Source organism: Thermosipho globiformans (genome assembly GCF_003990895.1).
Lineage (GTDB): Bacteria > Thermotogota > Thermotogae > Thermotogales > Fervidobacteriaceae > Thermosipho > Thermosipho japonicus.
Window position 1 is genome coordinate 181381 of record NZ_BHXD01000002.1, and the last position, 21803, is coordinate 203183.

General features: G+C 31.0%; 22 protein-coding genes. 6 read left to right on the top strand and 16 right to left on the bottom strand.

The features are described 5' to 3' along the window. Window positions 1-75: 75 nt before the first annotated feature. The 10 genes from glf to EO083_RS02925 all read right to left on the bottom strand — a co-directional run bounded on the left by glf (window position 76) and on the right by EO083_RS02925 (window position 12482). A complete protein-coding gene (gene glf, locus EO083_RS02885) occupies window positions 76-1170 on the bottom strand; it encodes a UDP-galactopyranose mutase (protein ID WP_126992689.1) in 1095 nt (364 codons plus the stop codon). Between the two features lie 34 nt (window positions 1171-1204). Then, complete coding sequence (locus EO083_RS02890; protein WP_126992690.1) at window positions 1205-1975, bottom strand: glycosyltransferase family 4 protein; 771 nt, start codon at window positions 1973-1975, stop codon at window positions 1205-1207. Next, window positions 1972-2235, bottom strand: a complete 264-nt coding sequence (locus EO083_RS09875; protein WP_164723681.1) for a hypothetical protein — start codon at window positions 2233-2235, stop codon at window positions 1972-1974. The genes EO083_RS02890 and EO083_RS09875 overlap by 4 nt, the downstream gene beginning before the upstream one ends. A 152-nt stretch (window positions 2236-2387) precedes the next feature. Further along, complete coding sequence (locus EO083_RS02895) at window positions 2388-3725, bottom strand: glycosyltransferase (RefSeq protein ID WP_241229945.1); 1338 nt, start codon at window positions 3723-3725, stop codon at window positions 2388-2390. Window positions 3726-4001: 276 nt separating this feature from the next. Next, the gene (locus EO083_RS02900; protein WP_126992691.1) at window positions 4002-5168 is read right to left on the bottom strand and encodes a flagellin N-terminal helical domain-containing protein; all 1167 of its coding nucleotides are present in this window, start codon (window positions 5166-5168) and stop codon (window positions 4002-4004) included. Between the two features lie 130 nt (window positions 5169-5298). After that, window positions 5299-6465 carry a flagellin N-terminal helical domain-containing protein gene (locus tag EO083_RS02905; RefSeq protein ID WP_126992692.1) on the bottom strand — a complete coding sequence of 389 codons (1167 nt, stop codon included), beginning with the start codon at window positions 6463-6465 and terminating at the stop codon, window positions 5299-5301. An 82-nt stretch (window positions 6466-6547) separates the two neighbouring features. Further along, the gene (locus EO083_RS02910; RefSeq protein WP_126992693.1) at window positions 6548-9139 is read right to left on the bottom strand and encodes a TPR domain-containing glycosyltransferase; all 2592 of its coding nucleotides are present in this window, start codon (window positions 9137-9139) and stop codon (window positions 6548-6550) included. A 5-nt stretch (window positions 9140-9144) separates the two neighbouring features. After that, window positions 9145-9621, bottom strand: a complete 477-nt coding sequence (coaD, locus tag EO083_RS02915) for a pantetheine-phosphate adenylyltransferase (protein WP_126992694.1) — start codon at window positions 9619-9621, stop codon at window positions 9145-9147. A gap of 5 nt (window positions 9622-9626) precedes the next feature. Next, window positions 9627-10964 (bottom strand): replicative DNA helicase, encoded by a 1338-nt coding sequence (dnaB, locus tag EO083_RS02920; protein WP_114702661.1) that lies wholly within the window; start codon window positions 10962-10964, stop codon window positions 9627-9629. A gap of 318 nt (window positions 10965-11282) precedes the next feature. Beyond that, on the bottom strand, window positions 11283-12482 hold the full coding sequence (locus EO083_RS02925; protein WP_126992695.1) for a TM0106 family RecB-like putative nuclease: 1200 nt from the start codon (window positions 12480-12482) through the stop codon (window positions 11283-11285). An 88-nt stretch (window positions 12483-12570) separates the two neighbouring features. Here EO083_RS02925 and EO083_RS02930 point away from each other — a divergent pair, with 88 nt between their 5' ends. Further along, window positions 12571-12945, top strand: coding sequence for a Rid family detoxifying hydrolase (locus tag EO083_RS02930; RefSeq protein WP_126992696.1), 375 nt, complete (start codon window positions 12571-12573; stop codon window positions 12943-12945). Further along, window positions 12942-13580: an endonuclease III domain-containing protein gene (locus EO083_RS02935; protein WP_241229953.1), complete on the top strand. Its 639-nt coding sequence runs from the start codon at window positions 12942-12944 to the stop codon at window positions 13578-13580. The genes EO083_RS02930 and EO083_RS02935 overlap by 4 nt, the downstream gene beginning before the upstream one ends. On the opposite strand, the gene EO083_RS02940 is transcribed toward EO083_RS02935, so the two are convergent. Continuing rightward, window positions 13573-14823 carry an MFS transporter gene (locus EO083_RS02940; protein WP_126992698.1) on the bottom strand — a complete coding sequence of 417 codons (1251 nt, stop codon included), beginning with the start codon at window positions 14821-14823 and terminating at the stop codon, window positions 13573-13575. The genes EO083_RS02935 and EO083_RS02940 overlap by 8 nt on opposite strands. Window positions 14824-14907: 84 nt before the next feature. Between EO083_RS02940 and EO083_RS02945 the strand changes: the two genes are divergently transcribed. The 4 genes from EO083_RS02945 to asnS are packed head-to-tail and all read left to right on the top strand — an operon-like array spanning window position 14908 to window position 18075. Next, window positions 14908-15294 carry a methylglyoxal synthase gene (locus EO083_RS02945; protein ID WP_126992699.1) on the top strand — a complete coding sequence of 129 codons (387 nt, stop codon included), beginning with the start codon at window positions 14908-14910 and terminating at the stop codon, window positions 15292-15294. After that, on the top strand, window positions 15294-16094 hold the full coding sequence (locus EO083_RS02950) for an HAD family hydrolase (protein WP_126992700.1): 801 nt from the start codon (window positions 15294-15296) through the stop codon (window positions 16092-16094). The genes EO083_RS02945 and EO083_RS02950 overlap by 1 nt, the downstream gene beginning before the upstream one ends. Next, window positions 16051-16755 carry a hypothetical protein gene (locus EO083_RS02955; RefSeq protein ID WP_126992701.1) on the top strand — a complete coding sequence of 235 codons (705 nt, stop codon included), beginning with the start codon at window positions 16051-16053 and terminating at the stop codon, window positions 16753-16755. Before EO083_RS02950 ends, EO083_RS02955 begins: the two co-directional genes overlap by 44 nt. A gap of 24 nt (window positions 16756-16779) precedes the next feature. Then, window positions 16780-18075: an asparagine--tRNA ligase gene (gene asnS / locus EO083_RS02960; protein ID WP_126992702.1), complete on the top strand. Its 1296-nt coding sequence runs from the start codon at window positions 16780-16782 to the stop codon at window positions 18073-18075. A gap of 35 nt (window positions 18076-18110) precedes the next feature. Here the strand turns inward: asnS and EO083_RS02965 are convergent, their stop codons facing one another. Genes EO083_RS02965 through EO083_RS02985 form a run of 5 tightly spaced genes read right to left on the bottom strand, consistent with a single transcriptional unit; the run spans window position 18111 to window position 21755 of the window. Further along, window positions 18111-19580, bottom strand: coding sequence for a carboxypeptidase M32 (locus EO083_RS02965; protein WP_126992703.1), 1470 nt, complete (start codon window positions 19578-19580; stop codon window positions 18111-18113). A 13-nt stretch (window positions 19581-19593) separates the two neighbouring features. After that, the gene (locus tag EO083_RS02970) at window positions 19594-20442 is read right to left on the bottom strand and encodes a GNAT family N-acetyltransferase (RefSeq protein ID WP_126992704.1); all 849 of its coding nucleotides are present in this window, start codon (window positions 20440-20442) and stop codon (window positions 19594-19596) included. 1 nt (window position 20443) lies between these two features. Further along, window positions 20444-20761 (bottom strand): L7Ae/L30e/S12e/Gadd45 family ribosomal protein, encoded by a 318-nt coding sequence (locus EO083_RS02975; protein WP_012580181.1) that lies wholly within the window; start codon window positions 20759-20761, stop codon window positions 20444-20446. A gap of 2 nt (window positions 20762-20763) precedes the next feature. Next, complete coding sequence (gene folE2 / locus EO083_RS02980) at window positions 20764-21543, bottom strand: GTP cyclohydrolase FolE2 (RefSeq protein ID WP_126992705.1); 780 nt, start codon at window positions 21541-21543, stop codon at window positions 20764-20766. 2 nt (window positions 21544-21545) lie between these two features. Then, window positions 21546-21755 carry a hypothetical protein gene (locus EO083_RS02985; protein WP_126992706.1) on the bottom strand — a complete coding sequence of 70 codons (210 nt, stop codon included), beginning with the start codon at window positions 21753-21755 and terminating at the stop codon, window positions 21546-21548. Window positions 21756-21803: the final 48 nt, after the last annotated feature.

Genomic DNA, 21803 nt, shown 5'->3' on the forward strand with positions numbered 1-21803 from the left:
GATTTGTATGTGATTTCTATTTATTACAAAATAAAAAATAACTAAAAATGAATAAATGAATTGTGAACGCTTAAATTAACTTGTTAATTTTTTTAAAGTTACATCTATTACCTGGTCCATATTGTAATATTTATATTCTGCCAATCTACCAATGAATATGTATTCACCTGTTGATTCTAATTTACCTACTTTTCTCATATATTTTTCTCTCTTTTCCATATTTTCTTGGGTCATTACTATATAGTATGGTTCTCCTTCTGATAACGGATATTCAAAACACACTGTCGTTTTTTCACTCTTTTCATCAAGAAAATGTTTGTATTCTGTTATTCTTGTCCAATCATAGTCGTTTGGATAATTTACTACCGCTACCGGTTGATAATATTCTCTATCAATCGTTTTTAGCTCGAGTCTTAATGAACGATATTCAAGTTTTCCATACATATAATCAAAAAATCTATCAAGTTCTCCTGTGTATACTGTTAATTTTGGCTTAAATAAATCTTTCACCTCAAAATAATCTACTCCTAGCATTAAGGATATGTTAGGATGGTTAAGCATATTTTCCACCATTTTTGTATACCCACTTTTTGGTATGCCCTGATATTTATCTGAAAAATATCTATCATCTCTATTAGTCCTTATTGGTATTCTTTTCGCCACATCAGGAGCAAGCTCTTCTGGATCTCTTTCCCATTGTTTTATCGTGTAATTTTTAAAAAACATTTCATACAGTCTTTCACCTACTTGTGATACCACTACGTCTCTAAAATTTTTCGGTGGATTATTGTATTTAGATTTTTTTACTTCTTTTTCTAAAAATTCCTCAACTTCATATGTTGCAATCTCAATTCCAAACACTTGAGAAAGTGTATCTCTATTTATTGGAAATGGAATTAATCTACCTTCAGCATAGCTAAGAACCCTGTGCTGATAGTAATGAAATTCAGTAAATCTGTTTACAAAATTCCATACTTGTTTATTTTTTGTATGAAATATATGGGGGCCATATGTATGAACAGTTATTCCGTTTTCATCTTTATAATCATGACAATGCCCTGCTATATGCTTATGCTTCTCAATAACAAGAACTTTATATCCTTTTTCTGCCAATATCCTTGCTGATGTCGCTCCTGCTAATCCCGCCCCCACTACTAAGATTTCAAACATTTTATCATCCTTCCTATCTTTTTTAATAATTTATTTACAGAATTTTTGATAGTTCATTTAAGTATCTTTGTGCCATTTTTTCAACAGTAAAAAATTTATTATATGTTTCTAAATTTATTTGTTGTAATTTTTTCTTTTTCAATGATGGTAAATCTTTTACTAATAGTATATTTTTGATTAGATCGTCTAAATTTTCAGGTTCAAATCCTATTACACCCGGGGTGGTTTTTATTATTTCGCTACTTCCACCTGTATTTGAGGTAATTATTATTGAACCAAGAGAAAGTGCTTCTAAAATTGCTAAGTCGAAATATGCTTTTCTGTTTGGAACAACAAATACATCTGATGCTGAGATTAATGAACCTGGGTCATTGGTCCAACCAATTTCAATCCAATGAGGATCTTCTAACCCTTTAATTGGAAACTCTTTGCCGGCTATTATAAAGTAAATATTTTTATATGTTTTCAATAAAAATTCTCCAGATTTTTTAAGGATATCGAACCCTTTAATTCTATTATGACGTCCAACATATGAAATTAAAAAATCACTATTTTTAATTCCTAGCGATTTTCTAATTTCTTCTTTTGATTTCTTTTTCTCTAAGGGTTTAGCACCAGACCAAAAATATCTTACTTTGTTTTCTTTAATTTTTTTTAGAAGAATTTGATCAAGTTCTTCATTATAACCAAAATAATTTTCATAGCTAGGTTTAGATGCAAAAAGAATATAATCGGCTATTTCAAAAGATAAAATATCAATTTTAGATAGATTTTTAAGGAATTCATCCTTTTGTGAAATATTTATTTTTTTCCGTCAACTATAATGCTTTTAAAATACCCTTCTTCATACGCTTCTATATACCAAGGAGTAGGAGAATGAGAGGTTAAAAGTATTTTATGATTAAATTTTTGTCTTCTTGTTTTTGTAATAAAATTGAATAAGTCATATGTTGAATGAAAATGTATTGCATCAACATTATTGTAACTTAAATAATCATTTAACAGATTTGTGTCTACGTATTCAATTTCAAATTTTAAATTGTCAATTTTTTTTAGACCTTCCATTAAGTTTGCTATATAACCTAATGGCCCGCCTTTTCTGATATTTGGTTTTCCTGATGTGGACAAAATAATTTTATATTTTTGTTTGGAGATAATATTTATATTTTTGCTGGTAGCTTTTGATTTTATATTATTTAGTGTTTCTGTTAAAATTTTTATGGCTTTTTCAAGTGAATATTTATCTTCGATAAATTTTCTATAATTTTCAGAGTTATAATTTTTTGTACTTTTTCAACAATTTCATAAATAAAATTGAAGATCAATTCATTTGGCCATTGTTTTTTTGAACCAGAGTAATTATGTATTAAAGGTTTAATACCACGAGCCATTGCTTCTAGTATGTTATAAGGATGCCCTTCATGAATGCTGGTTGAAAGTATATAATTTTTGTTTTTAAGAAATTCATTTATATTGTTAATATAACCATATAGTTTCACATTTTTTTCTAATCCTGAGTCTTTAATAAAATAGTTAAAATAATTTGCATATCTTATATCCTGGAATTTTCCTGCAATATGTAAAGTGTATCTTTCATCTATTGTTTTTAGTAGCTGAATCACTTGTAACCACATTTCTGGGGCTTTTTTGTGATTGATGTTTGCTACAATAGCAAGATCATATCCTGGTTTTTTTATAGAAAATTTAAATCTATTTAAATTAACACCATTTGGTATGATTGTAATTTTGTTTTTAATGTGTTTACTGTAAATTTCCGAATGATAATTTTTAAGAATATCTTCTATATGGTCTGAAACAAGTATTAGTGTGTCAATATTGTTCCAATTTATTTTTTCTGGGAAATCTAATAATGCTTCATAACTATGAAGCCTGCAAATGATATTTTTATTCATTTTCGGCAATTTATTAGTTATTTCAATAGCCATTTCATTGGCCCATTCCAGCCAAACAATATCAGCCCAATTAAATGATTCTTGTATTTGTTTTCCATCAGTTGAAACTACTAGTCTTACATTATAGATGTTTGATAGAATTTCAGCTATATCTTTAATAAAATTGTCAAGGCCAGGAAGGCAAAATATTGCAAGATTAACATCTTTTTTGAATTTGTCTTTAACTACTTTGTATTTTTCAATCATTTCTGGAATATTAGAAAGTTCAGCTGCTTTTTTGTAATAATACAAAGCCACCGCAGGATTATCTTGTTTTAATTGTGTATCACCTAAAAGATCAAAAACTTGCCAATTTTTTTCGTGTATTCTTGTAAGGTATCTCCATGATTCAAAGTAATTTTCTTTTTCAAATAGAACTTTTGAATAGTTGAATAAAGCGTCAGAGTGTATTGGATTAACTTTTAAAGCTTTTTCGAAATGCTTTATTGACTCTTCAAGATTTTTTTCATAGTAGGATATTATTCCTAGAACATTTTCCTTTTCAGTTTCATCTTTAATCTTTTCAGCAAGATTTTTTGCTTCTTTAAATTTTTTGGTTGATATAAGGTTTTGAATTTGTGAGAATAATCCTTTTTCTTTCATTTTATATCACCTCAAAATATTAAAAATAATTATTCAAAAATTGTATTAAGTTTTTCTAAGTTTTCAGTGTTTTGTCTAAAATTTTCATGAATGTAAAGTTAGAAATGGTGTTTTTTGTTTTTATAAGCTTTAGTATAGTGTTTTAAACTGAGTAATTTAATTCTATAATATTTATTTTAAAGAAGTGCAATTAATATTTCTTTATATATTTTTTATTATCCTAAAAAAACTTAAGTGGGCGGTATGCCCACTTAAGTTTGTAAAAGATATAGTGTTTTATCTTAACAATTGCAATACATTTTGAGGTTGAGCATTTGCTTGAGCAAGCATTCCCATACTGCTTTGAAGAAGAATTTGTTGCTTTGTAAATTCCATCATTTCTTTTGCCATATCTGCATCTCTTACACGACTTTCTGCTGCTGTTAAGTTTTCAGCTGCAACACCGAGGTTGGAAATTGTGTGTTCTAACCTGTTTTGTACAGCACCGAGAGCAGCTCTTTGAGAACTTACTTTGTGGATAGCTGCATCAATAACCATTATTGATCTTTCTGCAGCATCTTGAGTTGTAACATCGAGAGAAGTTGTTGTAATACCAAGAGCGCCAGCGCTCATATCATCAATTCCTGCAATCATATTGTGACCTTCGTTTGAACCTATTTGGAAGATTAGTTGATTTGCTGATGTGTTTGTCGCTTCTACTCTAACTACGGCACTATCAACAACTTCCCCTTTTGGCAATGCCCCACCAAAATCATTTATATCGAATACTGTTGAATCCCATTTGAATGTTATATTTCCTAAGCTAGCTGAAGCTGCACCAAGTGTAGCAGAAGTAGTGCTTATTCCACCGGCGGTTATAAGTGTGATTTTTACATCAAGAGCACTAGTTTCGGATCCATTTAATTGTCCGACTTCAACAACATAAGTTCCTTCAGTTGCGGCGGAACTTACAGGAGTTGTGAGTTCTAATTTTATATTACCACCGGTAACGACTTTAGCATCGACTTCGGATCTAAAGCTTTCAAGTTTACCATCAAGAAGTTTTTTAGTATTGAATTCAGTTGTTCTTGCAATTCTGTCGATTTCTTCTCTTAATTGGTCAAGTTCTGCTTGAATTTGGTTTCTATCAACATCAGTATTTGTATCACTAGCAGCTTGTACAGAAAGTTCTCTCATTCTTTGTAAAATTGAGTGAACTTCAGTCAATGCACCTTCTGCTGTTTGAATCAAAGAAATAGCGTCTTGAGAGTTTTTAATAGCCATATTGAGACCTTTAATTTGACCTCTCATTTTTTCACTGATAGCAAGGCCAGCAGCATCGTCACCAGCTCTGTTAATTCTGAGACCGGAAGAAAGTCTTTCAAGAGTTTTGCTCATAGCCATATTTGTTTGACCAATACTTCTCCAAGCGTTTAATGCACTTATGTTATGATTAATTCTCATATCTTCTCCACCTCCATGTGGTTAAGTTAAAAGATTCTTTAGAGTGCCTTGGACATTTTTATTATCGCCATAAAAATAAAAAACTTAAGTGGGCGGTAGGCCCACTTAAGTTTGTAAAAGATATAATGTTTTATCTTAACAATTGCAATACATTTTGAGGTTGAGCATTTGCTTGAGCAAGCATTCCCATACTGCTTTGAAGAAGAATTTGTTGTTTTGTAAATTCCATCATTTCTTTTGCCATATCTGCATCTCTTACACGGCTTTCTGCTGCTGTCAAGTTTTCAGCTGCAACACCGAGGTTGGAAATTGTGTGTTCTAACCTGTTTTGTACAGCACCGAGAGCAGCTCTTTGTGAACTTACTTTGTGGATAGCTGCATCGATAACCATTATTGATCTTTCTGCAGCATCTTGAGTTGTAACATCGAGAGAAGTTGTTGTAATACCAAGAGCGCCAGCGCTCATATCATCAATTCCTGCAATCATATTGTGACCTTCGTTTGAACCTATTTGGAAGATTAGTTGATTTGCTGATGTGTTTGTCGCTTCTACTCTAACTACGGCACTATCAACAACTTCCCCTTTTGGCAATGCCCCACCAAAATCATTTATATCGAATACTGTTGAATCCCATTTGAATGTTATATTTCCTAAGCTAGCTGAAGCTGCACCAAGTGTAGCAGAAGTAGTGCTTATTCCACCGGCGGTTATAAGTGTGATTTTAACATCTAATGCACTAGTTTCAGCACCATTCAATTGACCTACTTCAATAACATAGGTTCCTTCAGTTGCGGCGGAACTTACAGGAGTTGTGAGTTCTAATTTTATATTACCACCGGTAACGACTTTAGCATCGACTTCGGATCTAAAGCTTTCAAGTTTACCATCAAGAAGTTTTTTAGTATTGAATTCAGTTGTTCTTGCAATTCTGTCGATTTCTTCTCTTAATTGGTCAAGTTCTGCTTGAATTTGGTTTCTATCAACATCAGTATTTGTGTCACTTGAAGCTTGTACAGAAAGTTCTCTCATTCTTTGTAAAATTGAGTGAACTTCAGTCAATGCACCTTCTGCTGTTTGAATCAAAGAAATAGCGTCTTGAGAGTTTTTAATAGCCATATTGAGACCTTTAATTTGACCTCTCATTTTTTCACTGATAGCAAGGCCAGCAGCATCGTCACCAGCTCTGTTAATTCTGAGACCGGAAGAAAGTCTTTCAAGAGTTTTGCTCATAGCCATATTTGTTTGACCAATACTTCTCCAAGCGTTTAATGCACTTATGTTATGATTAATTCTCATATCTTCTCCACCTCCATGTGGTTTTTATTTTTGTCCAAGGCACTCTAAGCTATTTATATTATCGGAAGAGTTAAAAAATTTTTTAGATTTTTTCAAAAAACAAAATTCTTATATTTTTTACTGCATTTATTTTTTCTACTTTAAAATCAAATTTAGCTAACTCCTTTTTAATTTGACTTGTATTTCTAATAATTCTAAATTCAGGGTTAAAGAAAACTATATCATCTTTATCATCAAAATTTGGTTCAAAATAAATGATTATTCCTTTTTTAATGTGTTGTGGTATTATTTTTGAAAAATCATGTTCAACATGGATTGTATTTATTGAAAATAATGCACTGCTTTCTTTTGAATTATTTATTTCAAGCTCTTTTAGCAAATATTCTGGAACCTCTTCATTTTCGATTATGTATATACTATTTTCATTCAATTCAGCTAATGAATTAAATATTGTTTCATCAGAAATTTCAAATGGCCAATCTTTAATTAACTTTTTTCGTCTTTTTTTAGCAATTTTTATTGCATCATCTGTAGGATATGGATAAGCATAGTAAAAATTTTCTGTCTTTTTCCATATTCTTATTGGATGAATTGTTCCAAATCCAGAAAGTTTTTCACTTATGTTTCTACACCACACTATTTTATCTGAATTTTTCATAAATGCGTAAGTTGAATTAGGATAAAAACCATCATATTCGTACATGCCGAGTTTTAAATCTGCAATTTTATGATTTTCTTCACAGGCTTTAATGTGGGTTGAAAATGCTTTTTCAAAATCTTCTTTTTCTTCGTAAATTTTTGCAAGTCTATAATAATAGAATGGGAATTCATCTTTGTTTTTGATTTCGTTTAAAAGTCTTAGTTTTCTATCAATATCATTGCAATTTATAGAAGCAACATATTTCGTATAATCTGTATTTGAAATTAGATTAAGATATTTTAATTCTGATTCATTAGCTTTAATACCTAAGATTAATTCTTTATGCTTTGTGTAATAGTTTAAAATTTCTTCGAAAACTCCATCTATATTTGGATCGAGTCTTGTTTTTAGATCATCAAGCACAGGTTTAATAAAGTTTGAAATATCTTTATTCAATTCAATAGCTTTTTTGTATGATAAAATAGCCGCAGAAAAATTGGAAAGTTTTAGATATATATCACCAATTAATGAATATATGATTCCTTGGATGTCATCTGGAAAATTCTTCCTAATACTTGCAAGTAGTTTTAATAATTTTTCTTTTGAACTGTTAAAATATTTAAATAAAAACAATACTTCATTCAAAGTTTTTATATTGTTTTCAAAATCATTTTTGAATATAAATTCTAGAAGAAAATCTCTACCCTCTTTTTGGGATTTTATAACAAGGTTTTGAAAATCAGTTTGTACAAATTTTTCTAAAAGATTTACATCGAGCTTAATATTGTTGTCTAAAAACTTAAAAGCGGTTTTCCAAATATCGATATTAATATTATTTTCAACTAAAACATTTAAGATATATTCATAGGAAGATTTTATGCTTTTTAGAAAATCAATGTCATTTATTTTTAAGAGCTCTTGCAAAATAATATTGATTAGTCTTTTAATATTTTCCCCTGTTGCTTTTGCAAATTCAATTGTTTTTCTAAGATTATTTTCAAAATTTTTTTTATCCTTATTTTTCAGAAAGTATTTTGTAATGATTGCGTTTGCAGTTCCTTTATGCTTAAAGCCTATAATAGTCCATTCAAATTCTTCAGGGTGCTTTTCAGCATACTCAATTTTTTCTAAAAATTGTTTTGCATATTTATATTGGCTTTCAAGATCATCTTTTTTTTCATAAACTCCTGTTAGACCATAATAAGGATCAGGATATTTTGGAACAGCTTCTATTGCTTTGTTAAATAAATTTTCTGCAAGTTCTAGATTTTCTTTGTTTAATGCATCCATTCCAAATAAAAAGAGAAATTCAAGGCCTATTGCGGGAATTTTGCCAATTTTTTCTATCTCTTTTAGTGTTTTCCATCCAACCTCTATTTTCCTATTTTTGTATTTTGATATATTTTCAGTTTTGTAAAGTTGGACAAGATAATATATTCTTTCTACAGGATTTAAATCTTTATTTTCAAGGTGTTTTAATATTAGGTTCCTTGTTCTGTTATATTTTTGTATACGAAGTTTTCTTGTCCAAATGTATCCATAGTGGTATACTGTAAATGGAGCGTTTACGACTTTTCCTTTGTAAACAGGCTGATTGTGTACTATGTTTTTGTAATATACTGTGCCATTTCTAAAAAGTCTTGGGGTAGAGGCTATTTCAGTTTTTTTAAAATCCCAATCTAGGTAGCTTAAAGTGGGAAGATATACAGTATTTACATCATTTGGAAGATTTTCTAGGAAATTCCTTATTTTTTTAAAATCTTCTTTGACTTCTTCGTCGGCGTCAAGTATGAGGACCCATTCACAAGTTGGATATTTTAGTGATTGGTTTCTTGCCTTTGAAAAATCTCCTTCCCAAGGATGAAAATAAAGTTTATCAGTATATTCTCTTACAATTTCAGGAGTTTTGTCTGTTGAGCCGGTATCAACTACCACAATTTCATCAGCAATATCTTTAATACTTTCTAAAGCCCTTCTTATGTTGTGCTCTTCATCTTTTACTATCATTGCAACGGAAAGAAGACATTTTTTCATAAAGTTCACTCCCTGAGTTTTTGTATTAGTTTTTTTTCAACATTTTTTGGAACCCATCTTGAAATATCTCCACCAAAATAAGCTACTTCCTTTACAAGACTTGATGATATGAAGGAGTATTTTTTATCGGTCATTAAGAATACAGTATCGGTATGCGGGCACATTTCTTTATTTGCCATAGCCATTTGAAGTTCATATTCAAAATCAGTGACAGCGCGAAGACCACGTATAATTACATCTATTTTATTTTTTTGAAGATAATCAACTAAAAGTCCATTAAAATAATCAACCTTAATATTTGCTATATCTTTAGTACATTCTTTTATCATTTCAATTCTTTCTTCAAGACTAAAGGTGTATTTTTTTCTTTTGTTTTCCATAACTACAACAAAAACTTCTGAAAAAATTTTTGAAGCTCTTTTAATTATATCTAAATGTCCAAAGGTTATTGGATCAAAAGAACCAGGATAAATAGCCTTCAAAATGATCACCCTCCATGTGTTGGATCAACTTCAAAGAATGCGGTAAATTTAGGATCAAATAAGAGAGTAACGGTACCAATAGGTCCGTTTCTCTGTTTTCCTATAATGACTTCTGTTTCGTGTGGATCAAGTGTTTTTTCTTTTTTATAATATTGTTCTCTATATAAGAATAACACCATATCAGCATCTTGCTCTATTGAACCGGACTCTCTTAGATCACTCAGTCTTGGTCTTTTATCTTCACGTTGTTCAACAGCGCGGGAAAGCTGTGATAAAGCAATTATTGACACGTCAAGTTCTCTAGCAAGAAGTTTAAGAGACCTAGAAATTTCAGATATTTCTTGTTGCCTGTTTTCTCTATATGATTTTATGCTCATCAATTGAAGATAATCTATAAAGATAGCTTCGATTCCATATTCTTTTTTCATTCTTCTTGCCTTTGCACGAAGTGATCTTGGGTCAAGATTTGCTTCATCATCAACTATTATATTTGCTTTGTAAAGCTTACCAGTTGCAGTCAAGAGTCTTTGCCATTCTTCATCACTCAATGTTCCACGTCTTATTTTTTGAAGTTCAATTAATGCTTCCATTCCAAGGAGCCTTTGTGCAAGCTGCTCTTTACTCATTTCAAGACTGAAAATGCCAACAGGCGCTTTTGCGTGTAATGCCATGTTTTTTGCTATATTAAGTGCAAATGCTGTTTTACCAACACTGGGCCTTGCTGCCAAGATAATAAGATCAGATTTATGAAATCCTGATGTCATTTCGTCTAGTTTTTTAAAACCTGTTGGAATACCAGTAATTAAGCTAGTTACACCATCTTTTACCTTCGTTCTTAAATTTTCGAGGTTTTCAAAAACTTCGTGCAAAATAGTGTCCATCGAAAGGTATGTTTTTGAAGTTTTCGATTCAGCAATTTCAAAAATTACTCTTTCTGCATTATCTAAGATGTCGTCCACATCTCTATCAGACATGGCATCTTCTACTACCTTGGATGCAGCGTTTATAAGTGCCCTCAAAACGGATTTATCCCTAACAATTTGTGCATACATCTCTGCATGTGCGGATGTTGGTACTATATCTGCAAGTTGTGCAACATAAATTTCTCCGCCTACCATCTCAAGTTTTCCCTTAGTTTTAAGGCGGTCACAAATTGATATTACATCAATTGGAATACCCTCATCGTATAGTTCTTCTATAGCCTTGAATATTTCGGCATGCCTTGGATCGAAAAAATCTCTTGAGCTAACAATTGAAATAATGTTTTCAATTGTTTCGGGGTCTATTAATATACTACCTAATATAGCTTGTTCAGCTTCTATACTGTGTGGGGCATTTTTCATACTTTTCCTCCTTTGTTCGAAAAAGATTATACCATAAAAATAAAGCCCCAGATTTTTCAATCTGGGGCCTATTTCTTGGAAAATGGTTCCAAGGGGGGATAGGGGGTCGCTGCTCTGCTTATAAGATAACATAGCAATTGTTACATCTCAACACATTAAAAAGAAAGATTAGGTTAAAAAAGTTAAGATTAAGTAATATAAAGCATTCTCTTAAAATGTTAAAATTCTGATGTTTTTCCATAGTTTTTATGAAAAATTCAATAAAACTCCATTTGTCTTCATTAATAAATAGGTTAACATATTTATCAGAGAGAAAAACTATTTTGAAAATTGGTTAACAATATCAAATAATAGTTTAGTTGCTCTAACATCATCTTCGTTATACATTAATATTTCTTTTAGTATTTTTTTGTCTTTTGACTTTTTGTATTCTTCAAATTTTTGTATGACGCTACTCCCATTTAAACTTGTTCTCCACTTAAATCCAAAGTATTTTGCTAGGACTTTTAGTGAGTAAGAAATTGTTGGTATTGCTAAACTATTAGAAATTATTTTGTATATATCAATAAATTCAAATTTAACTTTATTTTTCACTTTGTATTTTGTGGCAAGTTTTTTTATTTGAATTGGTTCATAGTTAAAGTAATGGTAAATTGGAGCGTTTTGTTTTTTTAAAAAGTCTATTAGCTGTAGAAAAGTTTTTTCTTCATCTTCTTTTTTGTAAGAAAAAAATGGAATATATTCATTATCTTTTAAAATTCCAAACAAAAAATGAAAATCATGATAGCTTTCAATATCTAAGAATATTCCATTTTTTAATCTTTCAACCTTTGAGATTAAGATAGGCTTGTTTTTAATAAAAGCAGTTGCTTGAAGTATTAATCTTTTCCCTTTTTCTCCAAATATATTCTCAACTACTTCTTTGTTTTTTATTAGATCATCTAATGTGAAAATGTTATGTTCAAATAATTTTTCCAGTTTTGCACTACCAATCCCACGAAGTAGTGAAAGACTTTTTTCTTTAATTAGAATGTTTGTACATTCAAGATTATATTTGCAAAATTTACATTCAGGATTTATTCTGGGGTTTATTTCTTTGTAATTTTTTAATTCTTCAACTATATCAATAAAATCTTTTAGATATTTTTTCCATGGCATTGTTACGTTGTAATATTTGCTTTTAAAGATAACATTTATTTTCTTTTCTGTGTATTTTGAAAAAATATATCCATATGCAGCAGCTTCTATGTAATGATATTGGTAGAGTTTTTTACCATTTCTATGTGAAATGATAAAAACTTCAATGTTATTAGAAATTACTTCTACATTTGAAGCAATAAGCTCAAAATTAAAAAGTTTTGTAGATAAAACTGCCTTTTTAATTTTTCCACCGTTTTTAATTATTTTTTTTGTCTTTGTTTCAAGATAAGGGTCAAGAAAAACTTCTTCTTTTGATTCATTAAGGAATTTTTTGGGGCAAAATAAAAGAGTTCTGATTTTTGAAACGCAAAATTGCATTATATCCTCCAATCTAAAAAATATTTCAAAGATAATTATATCATTATGTGTTATAATTTTCTTGGAAAAAATTAGGGGAGGTGGGAAAATGGAGTTTGTTAATCCAAGTAATGCGCCAAAGGCAGTAGGACCTTATTCAATAGCTGTAAAAAGTAATGGCTTTGTTTTTGTATCTGGACAGCTTCCAATAGTTGTTGAAACGGGAGAATTGGTAAAAGGGGATATAAAACGTGCAACTGAAGTTATTATCAAAAATATGGAAAATATATTAAAAGAAGCAGGAAGTAGCCTCGATAAGTTGGTTAAAGTTAATGTATATATAAGGGATATGTCAAAATTTTCTGAATTTAATGAGATATATGAAAAGCTTTTAAATGGTCACAAACCTGCAAGAGCAGTAGTTGAAGTTTCAAAACTGCCAAAAGATTCAGATATAGAAATAGAGGCAATAGCGGAGGTATAAAGTTGAAGAACTTGTATAAATTGTTATTAAAAGCATATGGTAATGTTGGAAAGTGGTGGCCAGGAACTTCTGAAGAAATAATTGTTACTGCGGTTTTAACTCAAAATACGAATTGGAAGAATGTTGAAAAGGCACTTGAAAACATTTATGAAAATAAAACTAAAAAAAATTTGCTTGAGTATTTGTATGAATTGCCAGTTGACTATTTAGCAGAGTTAATTAAACCGGCTGGGTTTTATAACTTAAAAGCAAGACGGTTGAAGAATTTGCTTTCATTCCTTAAAGAATATAATTTTGAGCTTTCCAAGATAAAAAGTCTGAAAAATATTCGAGAAATGCTTTTGAAAATAAATGGAATCGGCAAAGAAACAGCCGATTCCATTTTGCTTTATGCACTTGAAATACCAGTTTTTGTTGTTGATGCATATACAAAAAGACTTTTGAAAAGAATGTATGATATTAACTTGTCAGATTATGATAGTGTTCAAAATCTTTTCTACGAAAATTATCCTAAAGATGTCAAATTGTTTCAAGAACTTCACGGATTAATTGTTGAACATTCAAAAGCGGTTTGTAGGAAAAATCCCATTTGCAGTGAGTGTAAAATTTCATATAATTGTAAAAAATCTATTTAACATCTCCTCTTCTAACAAATTGCAGAGTAATAGTTGCTACAAAGAATGATGCTATTGAAAAGTAAAGCAGCGAATCGTATCCTAAAATGTCTATAAAAAATCCTGCAAGGGGAGGTGCAATTATGTTTGCGCTCATAGAGAAAAAGTAATAAAGTCCGGTGTAACCACCCAGTTTTTCTTCGGTTGTCATATCCACTACTGTTGGAAGTGAATTTACATTAACCATTCCCCAGCCTATTCCGCCAAGTGCAAAATATATAAATAATAAACGAGTTACAAGACTTGTATTATTTATCATATTTACGCTTGCAATTGATAAGATCGAGATAAGTATTACTATTGCAAGACCAATTGTCATGGTCTTTTTTCTTCCAATCTTTGCTCCTATAAAACCTGCAGGAATGGAAAAGAGCATAAATGTTAGAGAGAAAAAGCCTAGTATAAATGCTCCTGTACTTTCACTAATTCCTATTCTAAACTTTGCATAACTTGTAAAGAACGTCTCAAGAGCATTATATCCAATAAACCAAAAGAGTATGGAAAGTAAAATCATCAAAAGACTTTTTTCTTTTGACAAAAATACTTCCTTTAAATTTACTTTTAACTCTGAAAAACTTTTTGAAAAGACATTGTCTATTTTCTTTTTCTTACCTTCTTTGATTTTGTATTTTTCGTCTTCCTTTATAAATATTACAACAAGCATTAGTGCAATTAACATTATTAGTGCACCAAGCCAAAATGGTAAAGCATAGTTTTTGTCGTATAATGGTTTTCCTGCAAAATATGCAAGAAGAGCACCAAGCCCACCCATGAAGTTAATTACACCGTTTGCTTGACTTCTATACTTTGGTGGAGTTATATCCGGCATGAGAGCTATAACTGGAGATCTAAATAGAGCCATGAAAAAGTTCATAAATATAATATTTAACATGAAAAACCATAGAAGGTGCATTTCTCTAGCAAATGGAATTAGTGAGAAAAACAGAGCACCAAGTGGGGCACCAATAAGGATGTAAGGCATACGCCTTCCTAATCTTGTCCTTGTTTGATCGCTTAATACACCGATAAGAGGTAACATAAATATAGCAAAAATGTTGTCAATGGTCATTACAAAACCGATGCTGGTTGATGAAAGTGAAAAATCTTTTAAAAAGATAGGGACATAAGCGTTATACAGTGGCCAGACAATACTTATTCCAAAAAAACCAAAACCTAGTAAAAACAGCTTTTTATAGTTTTTCACACAATCCCCCCTTTGAAAAATTCTATATTATTATATCACAGCTGTGATATAATAATTGTAAACAAGTAAAAAGAGGTGGAAAATATGCTAAATGTAGCTTTAATTGCCCATGATAACAAAAAACTTGACCTTGCAATGTTTGTCAAAGAGTGGAAAAATGTCTTTGAAAAATGCAACCTTTATGCGACAAAGAGTACTGGAAAGATTGTTGAACAGAAAATAGGTTTAAAAGTTACAAAACTTGAATCAGGACCGTACGGTGGGGATTTACAAATTGGTTCCCTTATAGTGAATGGCGAGATTGATTTTGTTATCTTTTTAAGGGATCCTCTTACTGCACAGCCTCATGAACCTGATGTTTCGGCACTTTTGAGAGTATGTGATGTTCACAATATTCCGCTTGCAACAAATCTTGCTACTGCAGAAGGGTTAGTTTTAGAGATAAAAAGAAAACTTGAAGGAGGAAAATAATGGTATTCGTTTTTGATATAGATGGAACACTTTTAAAGAGTGATTATACGGTTTCTCAAGAAACAGTAGTTGCGATTAAAAGTCTTGAAAGAAATGGTCACACAGTAATATTTGCAAGTGGTAGAATGCTTGTTTCGGTAAAAAAGTTTTTGAAGAAATTTTTTGGAAAAGATTTTCCAGTTATTGCATACAATGGTGGAATTGTATGGATACCAGAAAAAGGTGTTATATTTGAAAAAAGTGTGGATTTTAACTCAACAAAGAAAATAATAGAGTTTTTACGTGGAAAATCTCTACATAGGCAAATATATGTTAATGATAAATTATATGGAGAGGCGGATAATGAATATATAAAGTCTTATGCTAGACATGCAGATGTAGAATATTTTATAGTAGAAGATCTAATAAAACTGTCAAAAGAAAAACTTCCCACCAAAATACTTTCCATTGCAGATGAAAAAATACTAGACAACGTAAAAGATGAACTTGATAAAATGAATTTAAACGTTGATATATTTAAAAGCATGAATATATTTTTGGATATAGTCCCAAAGAATGTAAATAAGGCAGAAGCCTTAAAGTATTTAATAGATAAGTTAAACTGCAGAGATCAAAAGATAGTTGTTTTTGGTGATAACCACAATGATATTGGAATGTTTAAAATAGCCGATTTTTCAGTAGCAGTAGAAAATGCTGTTGAAGAGCTTAAAAAGGAGGCAGATTATATTGCGCCATCGAATGATGAAGATGGTGTTTATGTTGCTCTTTCTAATCATTTTTCAGACATTATTTCCGGCTAACATTGCAAAAATACCTTTAAATGAGATGTTAAAAGATGTTTCACTTTTGTGCCTTGGAAGCCTTGGAGATCTTACACTTTCGTATGACGCAGGACTTGCTGCAGGGTATCTTTTAAAAAAGCAAGGATATGATGCGTATGTTGTTGGTGCTTTAGATACATTAAGTAAGGATGACAAAGATCCTTTAAATAGAGTAAATGTCTCGGCATTCATTACAGCTCATGTGTATTCTCTTTTTGCAAGAGGTCTTGCAACAGCTGGTGTAATTCCAATATTTGATGGTACAATACTTGATAAGGAAGTTGTTGTATCTTTAAATACTAGGGATGCAACTTACCCAATTGTTGTTGACAGTGAAGTAAAAAAAGGTTTATTAAGTGAGTTAGGGTATAAAGGAAGCGTATTTTTAAATGATGAGATTGGAAAATATATTGATAGTATAAAGTTATCTTGGAAAATAACAAATGTTGATGTGGAAGATATAAGGAAGAAACTCCTAAAAAATTCAATTGTTAAGCTTTCAGACGAGAAAGAAATACATATAAATGAACCGTTTATTGAATCTGGACTTTTGGTTTTTTCAGATGACCAAGAGATTTTAAGATTTGCTAAAGATATATTGGATGGATATGAAAACGCACTTGGAAGAAGGCCTTGGTGAGAAAAATAATGGGAGGTGGATTTTGTGTGGGTATACATTAAAAATCTGAAGGATCATATTGGAAAAGAAGTGGAGCTTAGAGGTTGGGTTTGGAGAAGTAGAAGCAGTGGAAAAATTGCATTTATTAATATGAGGGATGGTACAGGAATAGTACAAGTTGTTGTTGAGGCATCTTCAGTTGATGAAGAAACTTTTAAAAATGCAAGAAAACTTAGAATGGAATCATCCTTGATTGTAAGAGGAACGGTGATAAGTGAAGAGAGGGCACCAGGCGGGGTAGAGATTCATGCAAAAGAGGTAATTCCAGTTCAAATTCCAACGGAAGATTTTCCAATTAATAAGCCTGACCATAGTATTGATTATCTTATGGAACACAGACACTTATGGCTTCGCTCTAGAAGGCAGATGCATATTTTAAATATTAGGGATGCAGTTTTAAAAGCTATTAGAAAATTCTATTGGGAAAATGATTTTGTTCAAGTAGATACACCTATTTTCACTGGTGCAATCGGTGAATCTGCAGGTAACCTTTTTGAGATAGATTATTTTGACTATGGAAAGGTATATCTTGCACAAACTGGGCAGCTTTATTTAGAGGCTGCATGTATGGCTCTTGGAAGAGTATTTAATTTAGGGCCAACATTTAGGGCTGAAAAGTCAAAGACAAGAAGACACCTTATAGAATTTTGGATGAATGAAGCCGAGGTTGCATATTTTGAGCATGAGGATAATCTTAAATTGCAGGAAAATCTTGTCAGCTATATAGTAAAATACGTTCTTGAAAATGCAAGAGAGCATCTTGAAGCTTTAAATAGAGACATTTCAAAACTTGAAAAGATTGAACCACCTTTCCCAAGGATTACTTATACAGAGGCTGTTAAAATGCTCCAAAAGAAAGGATATGATATTGAGTGGGGAGACGATTTTGGTGGAGATGAAGAAACGGAGATAGCAAAGCAATTTGATAAACCTGTATTTGTAACACATTATCCAAGAAAGGCAAAGGCATTTTACATGCAGCCAGATCCGGATAACCCAGACGTTGTATTGTGCGATGATTTGATAGCGCCTGAAGGATATGGTGAAATAATAGGGGCTTCACAAAGAATTCATGATTACGATCTTTTGGTTGAAAGATTGAAAGAATTTAACCTTCCTGTTGAATCATACGATTGGTATTTAGATTTAAGAAAGTTTGGATCGGTTCCTCACAGTGGGTTTGGACTTGGTGTTGAAAGGACAATTGCATGGATAGCTGGTCTTGAACATATTAGAGAGGCTATACCATTTCCTAGAACTTTATATAGAGTGCATCCATAAATTAAAGGGGGAATTTTCCCCCTTTAATTTTACTATTAAAGCATATAAACTTTTTTGTATTTTTCACTTACATACTCCATGAAATACTGTGGATTAAGTGTTTCTCCAGTAACCATCTTTATTAACTCCATTGGCTGATATATCTTTCCTTTTGAATGAATTTTTTCTCTGAGCCAGTCTAAAATAGGTTTAAATTCTCCGTTTTCAACTTTTTGATAAAAGTCTGGAATATCTTTTTTCATTTGGTTAAATATTTGTGCTGCATAAAGATTTCCAAGCATGTATGAAGGGAAATAACCAAATGAACCGTGAGCCCAATGAACGTCTTGGAGAACTCCTTCGCTGTCATTTTTAGGTGAGATGCCTAAATATTCTTTCATCTTTTCATTCCAAATTAAAGGTAGTTCATCAACATTTATTCTGTCGTTAATCAATGCTTCTTCTATCTCGAACCTTATCATAATATGAAGGTTGTATGTTACTTCATCAGCTTCAGTTCTTATTGGTGATCTTTCTACCTTGTTTATTGCCCTCCAGAAATCTTTTAAATCAATTTTCTCAAATCTGGGGAAATATTTTACAAATTTTGGATACATAAATTTCCAAAATTCAAAACTTCGTCCGACAATATTTTCCCAAAATCTTGATTGACTTTCATGTATTCCCATTGAAGCACCATCACCAATTGGAAGTTCTCTATATTCTTCTGGAATTCCAAGTTCGTATAGTGCATGGCCACATTCATGAATTGTGCTGAATATAGAATTTTTTATATCAAATCTATCAAATCTTGTTGTGATCCTAGCATCGTTGTGAGATATTGAAATTGTAAATGGATGGGCAGAAACATCAAGCCTTGCAGAATTAAAATCATAATTTAGAACTTTTAAAAGTTCTTCTGAAAATCTTTTTTGCAAAGTTTCATCGTATTCACCTTCTAAAATTTCAGGATTTGGTTGTTTTCCCTGACTTAGTTTTCCAAGAAATTCAACAAGAAAGTTTCTAAGTGGTGGAATGATTTCATTAAGTTGTTTTGTTTTTAAGCCAGGTTCATATTGGTCGAGGAGTGTATCATATTTATTTTCTTCATATCCAAGGACTTCTATAACTTTTTTTTCAAGCTCTACAACTTTTTTTAAGTTAGGTTTAAATAAGTTAAAATCTTTTTCTTTTTTTGCGTTTTGCCATGCTTGTTGGGCCTTTGAAGTTTCTATTTGAAGTTCTACAAAAAGCTTTTTTGGAATTTTTTTCATTCTTTCATATTCTTTTTTTACCAACCTTAATATGGCTTCTGATTCTACATCATTAGGCTGGGCTTTTTCAATTAATTCTAGGGTTTTTTCTGATATAAATTGTTCGAATACATAGCCTGATATTTCACCAATTATTTGTGCCCTCTTTTCTACTGCATTTGGTGGCATATAGGTTTCCATATCCCAATGAAGAAGCGAAAGGGCGCTTTCAAATTTTGAAAGTTTTTTGAGATGATTTTTTAATTCTTGCATATAATCCCTCCAATTAATGTATGTTTTTATACATTTCTGATTGCTCAATTAAGCTTGAAAAACCGGCACTTTTGAGTGCAGAATATAGGGGGTCATTTTCCGGAACGGAAGTTGCAGAAATTATTTTACAATTTGTCTCTCTTACAAGGTAATCGACAGCAATTTTTGCAAAAATTTCCCATTCATTATTATGCTTAGTACCCAAATCTACTATATATGTGCTCTTATCCTCGTTTTTACCCCATACCAAATATCCTTCTTTTCCGTTATGAACCAGCTTTACATAATTGTATCTTCCATCGGCTAATAACAAAGTAATTGGTTCTCTTTGCCAATTAGTGGTTCTGCCAGAGATTTCAAGATTTAGTGATAAAGTATAGACGTACCTTGGTTCAACTTTTATTGCTCTATATTCAGTATTTTCAGTTTTTAAATCTTTGTTTACAAGCAAATGTAATTTTCTTTTTTCTCTAAATCCATGTTTTTCATAAAATCTATATGCTCTTTTATCTTGAGTTATAACTTCCAGTAGTATTTTTTTGATACCTTTCCATTTTAAATAGTTTGTTGCGTGTTCCAAGATAAATGAGGCTGTACCTGTGCCTCTTTCTTCTTTTACAACTCCCATTGCGTCTATTCTTGCACGATCCCTTCTAATACTGTTTACAATAAATCCTACGGGTTTTTCATCTTTGAAAAAAATGAAACTATCTTCAAGCGAAATAGAATTTTCCCTTGCATCAAGTTGAAAATTTATTACGTTCCAATTTACTGGTACAGTATAGTCTTCGAAAACTTTGTTGACTAAGTTTACAAAATCGATTAAGGAATACTCATTTAAAGTAAGTATTTTGAGATTCATCTTATCCCCCCTTGGAATAAAACTCTAAAATGCTTTTGACCATATTTTCATCAATTATTCCAATTACCGCAACATTTTCCATGCCTGTTGCTTTAGATATAGTTTTTTTATCGGAAAATTCGATTAATGGGACATTTGAAATATCACATCTTATTTTAATATCTTTTTTGACTCTTTCACCTGTGTCTTTAGCCATGATTATCAACTTGTTTTTCAGTTTTGGGTTTTTTATATAATCTCTTATATTATCTTTTCCATATACCAATTTTTTTGCTTTTGATGCAAATCCAAGTAGTGTGAGTATTTTTTGTTCGTTCATGTTTACACCTCCATTGTGTCTGAATCCACACAAGCATAAGCATTGTGATTATGAATAGATTCAAAACTTTCAACTTCGACTTTAAACCATCTAATTTTCTTATTTTCCTTTATTGAGAGAGCGATATCCCTTGCAACATCTTCTACAAATTTTGGATTTTCATATGCTCTTTCAGTAACATATTTTTCGTCAGGTCTCTTGAGAAGGGTAAATAGCGGCACACTTGCAGAGCTTTCTGCTAATTTTATCAAATCTTCAAACCAAATAAGTTCACTTGTTTCAACTTCGATTCTTGCAAGGGCTCTTTGATTGTGAGCGTTATATTTACTTATTTCTTTTGAACAAGGGCATAGTGTTTGAATGGGAACTTCTACAACAATGTAGAATTCACATTGCTCATTTGTATCATATGCCTTAAAGCCACATTTGTATTCCATGTAGCTTTCAATTTTTGTTACCGGTGCCTTTTTTTGTAGAAAGTAAGGAAACATTATTTCTATAGAAGCACTTTGGGCTTTAAGTGTCTTTTTTAAATCATCTAAAATTGCTTTTATGCTTTTTGGATCGATTTTCAGATGGAATTTATTTAATACTTCTAAAAATCTACTCATGTGTGTGCCACGAAAATCTTTTGGAAGGTCAACATACATATTTATTTCAGCTACAGTATGTTGTTTTTTATTTTTTTTGTCTAAAACGACAACTGGGTATTTTAAGTTTTTAATACCTACGTGTTTTAATGGTACATTTCTTTCATCTCTTTCGCTTTGAACGTCTCTCATACCTACTTCCTTTCTAATAGATATTTTAATTCGTCTAAATTGTTGTTTTCTATATATTCTTTAAACCTAAGGTCTTTATTTACATACATTTCATATGCTTTATTCAATTTTTGTGAATATTCAAGTCTATTATCTAAACTTTTTAAATGAAAGAATGTCAGTAAAAACAAAAAGGCAAAAATGGTTGCAAGTATTAGGTAAAATCTTTGCATAAACTCACCTCTATTTTTGTTTATTTCAACACAATTATATAACATCTT

Bases quoted from the DNA above. Each gene is read 5' to 3' on its own strand.
- glf (WP_126992689.1), bottom strand. From the start codon at position 1,170: ATGTTTGAAATCTTAGTAGTGGGGGCGGGATTAGCAGGAGCGACATCA.
- EO083_RS09875 (WP_164723681.1), bottom strand. From the start codon at position 2,235: ATGGAAGGTCTAAAAAAAATTGACAATTTAAAATTTGAAATTGAATAC.
- EO083_RS02895 (WP_241229945.1), bottom strand. From the start codon at position 3,725: ATGAAAGAAAAAGGATTATTCTCACAAATTCAAAACCTTATATCAACC.
- EO083_RS02900 (WP_126992691.1), bottom strand. From the start codon at position 5,168: ATGAGAATTAATCATAACATAAGTGCATTAAACGCTTGGAGAAGTATT.
- EO083_RS02905 (WP_126992692.1), bottom strand. From the start codon at position 6,465: ATGAGAATTAATCATAACATAAGTGCATTAAACGCTTGGAGAAGTATT.
- EO083_RS02910 (WP_126992693.1), bottom strand. From the start codon at position 9,139: ATGAAAAAATGTCTTCTTTCCGTTGCAATGATAGTAAAAGATGAAGAG.
- dnaB (WP_114702661.1), bottom strand. From the start codon at position 10,964: ATGAAAAATGCCCCACACAGTATAGAAGCTGAACAAGCTATATTAGGT.
- EO083_RS02925 (WP_126992695.1), bottom strand. From the start codon at position 12,482: ATGCAATTTTGCGTTTCAAAAATCAGAACTCTTTTATTTTGCCCCAAA.
- EO083_RS02930 (WP_126992696.1), top strand. From the start codon at position 12,571: ATGGAGTTTGTTAATCCAAGTAATGCGCCAAAGGCAGTAGGACCTTAT.
- EO083_RS02945 (WP_126992699.1), top strand. From the start codon at position 14,908: ATGCTAAATGTAGCTTTAATTGCCCATGATAACAAAAAACTTGACCTT.
- EO083_RS02950 (WP_126992700.1), top strand. From the start codon at position 15,294: ATGGTATTCGTTTTTGATATAGATGGAACACTTTTAAAGAGTGATTAT.
- EO083_RS02955 (WP_126992701.1), top strand. From the start codon at position 16,051: ATGTTGCTCTTTCTAATCATTTTTCAGACATTATTTCCGGCTAACATT.
- EO083_RS02965 (WP_126992703.1), bottom strand. From the start codon at position 19,580: ATGCAAGAATTAAAAAATCATCTCAAAAAACTTTCAAAATTTGAAAGC.
- EO083_RS02970 (WP_126992704.1), bottom strand. From the start codon at position 20,442: ATGAATCTCAAAATACTTACTTTAAATGAGTATTCCTTAATCGATTTT.
- EO083_RS02975 (WP_012580181.1), bottom strand. From the start codon at position 20,761: ATGAACGAACAAAAAATACTCACACTACTTGGATTTGCATCAAAAGCA.
- folE2 (WP_126992705.1), bottom strand. From the start codon at position 21,543: ATGAGAGACGTTCAAAGCGAAAGAGATGAAAGAAATGTACCATTAAAA.
- EO083_RS02985 (WP_126992706.1), bottom strand. From the start codon at position 21,755: ATGCAAAGATTTTACCTAATACTTGCAACCATTTTTGCCTTTTTGTTT.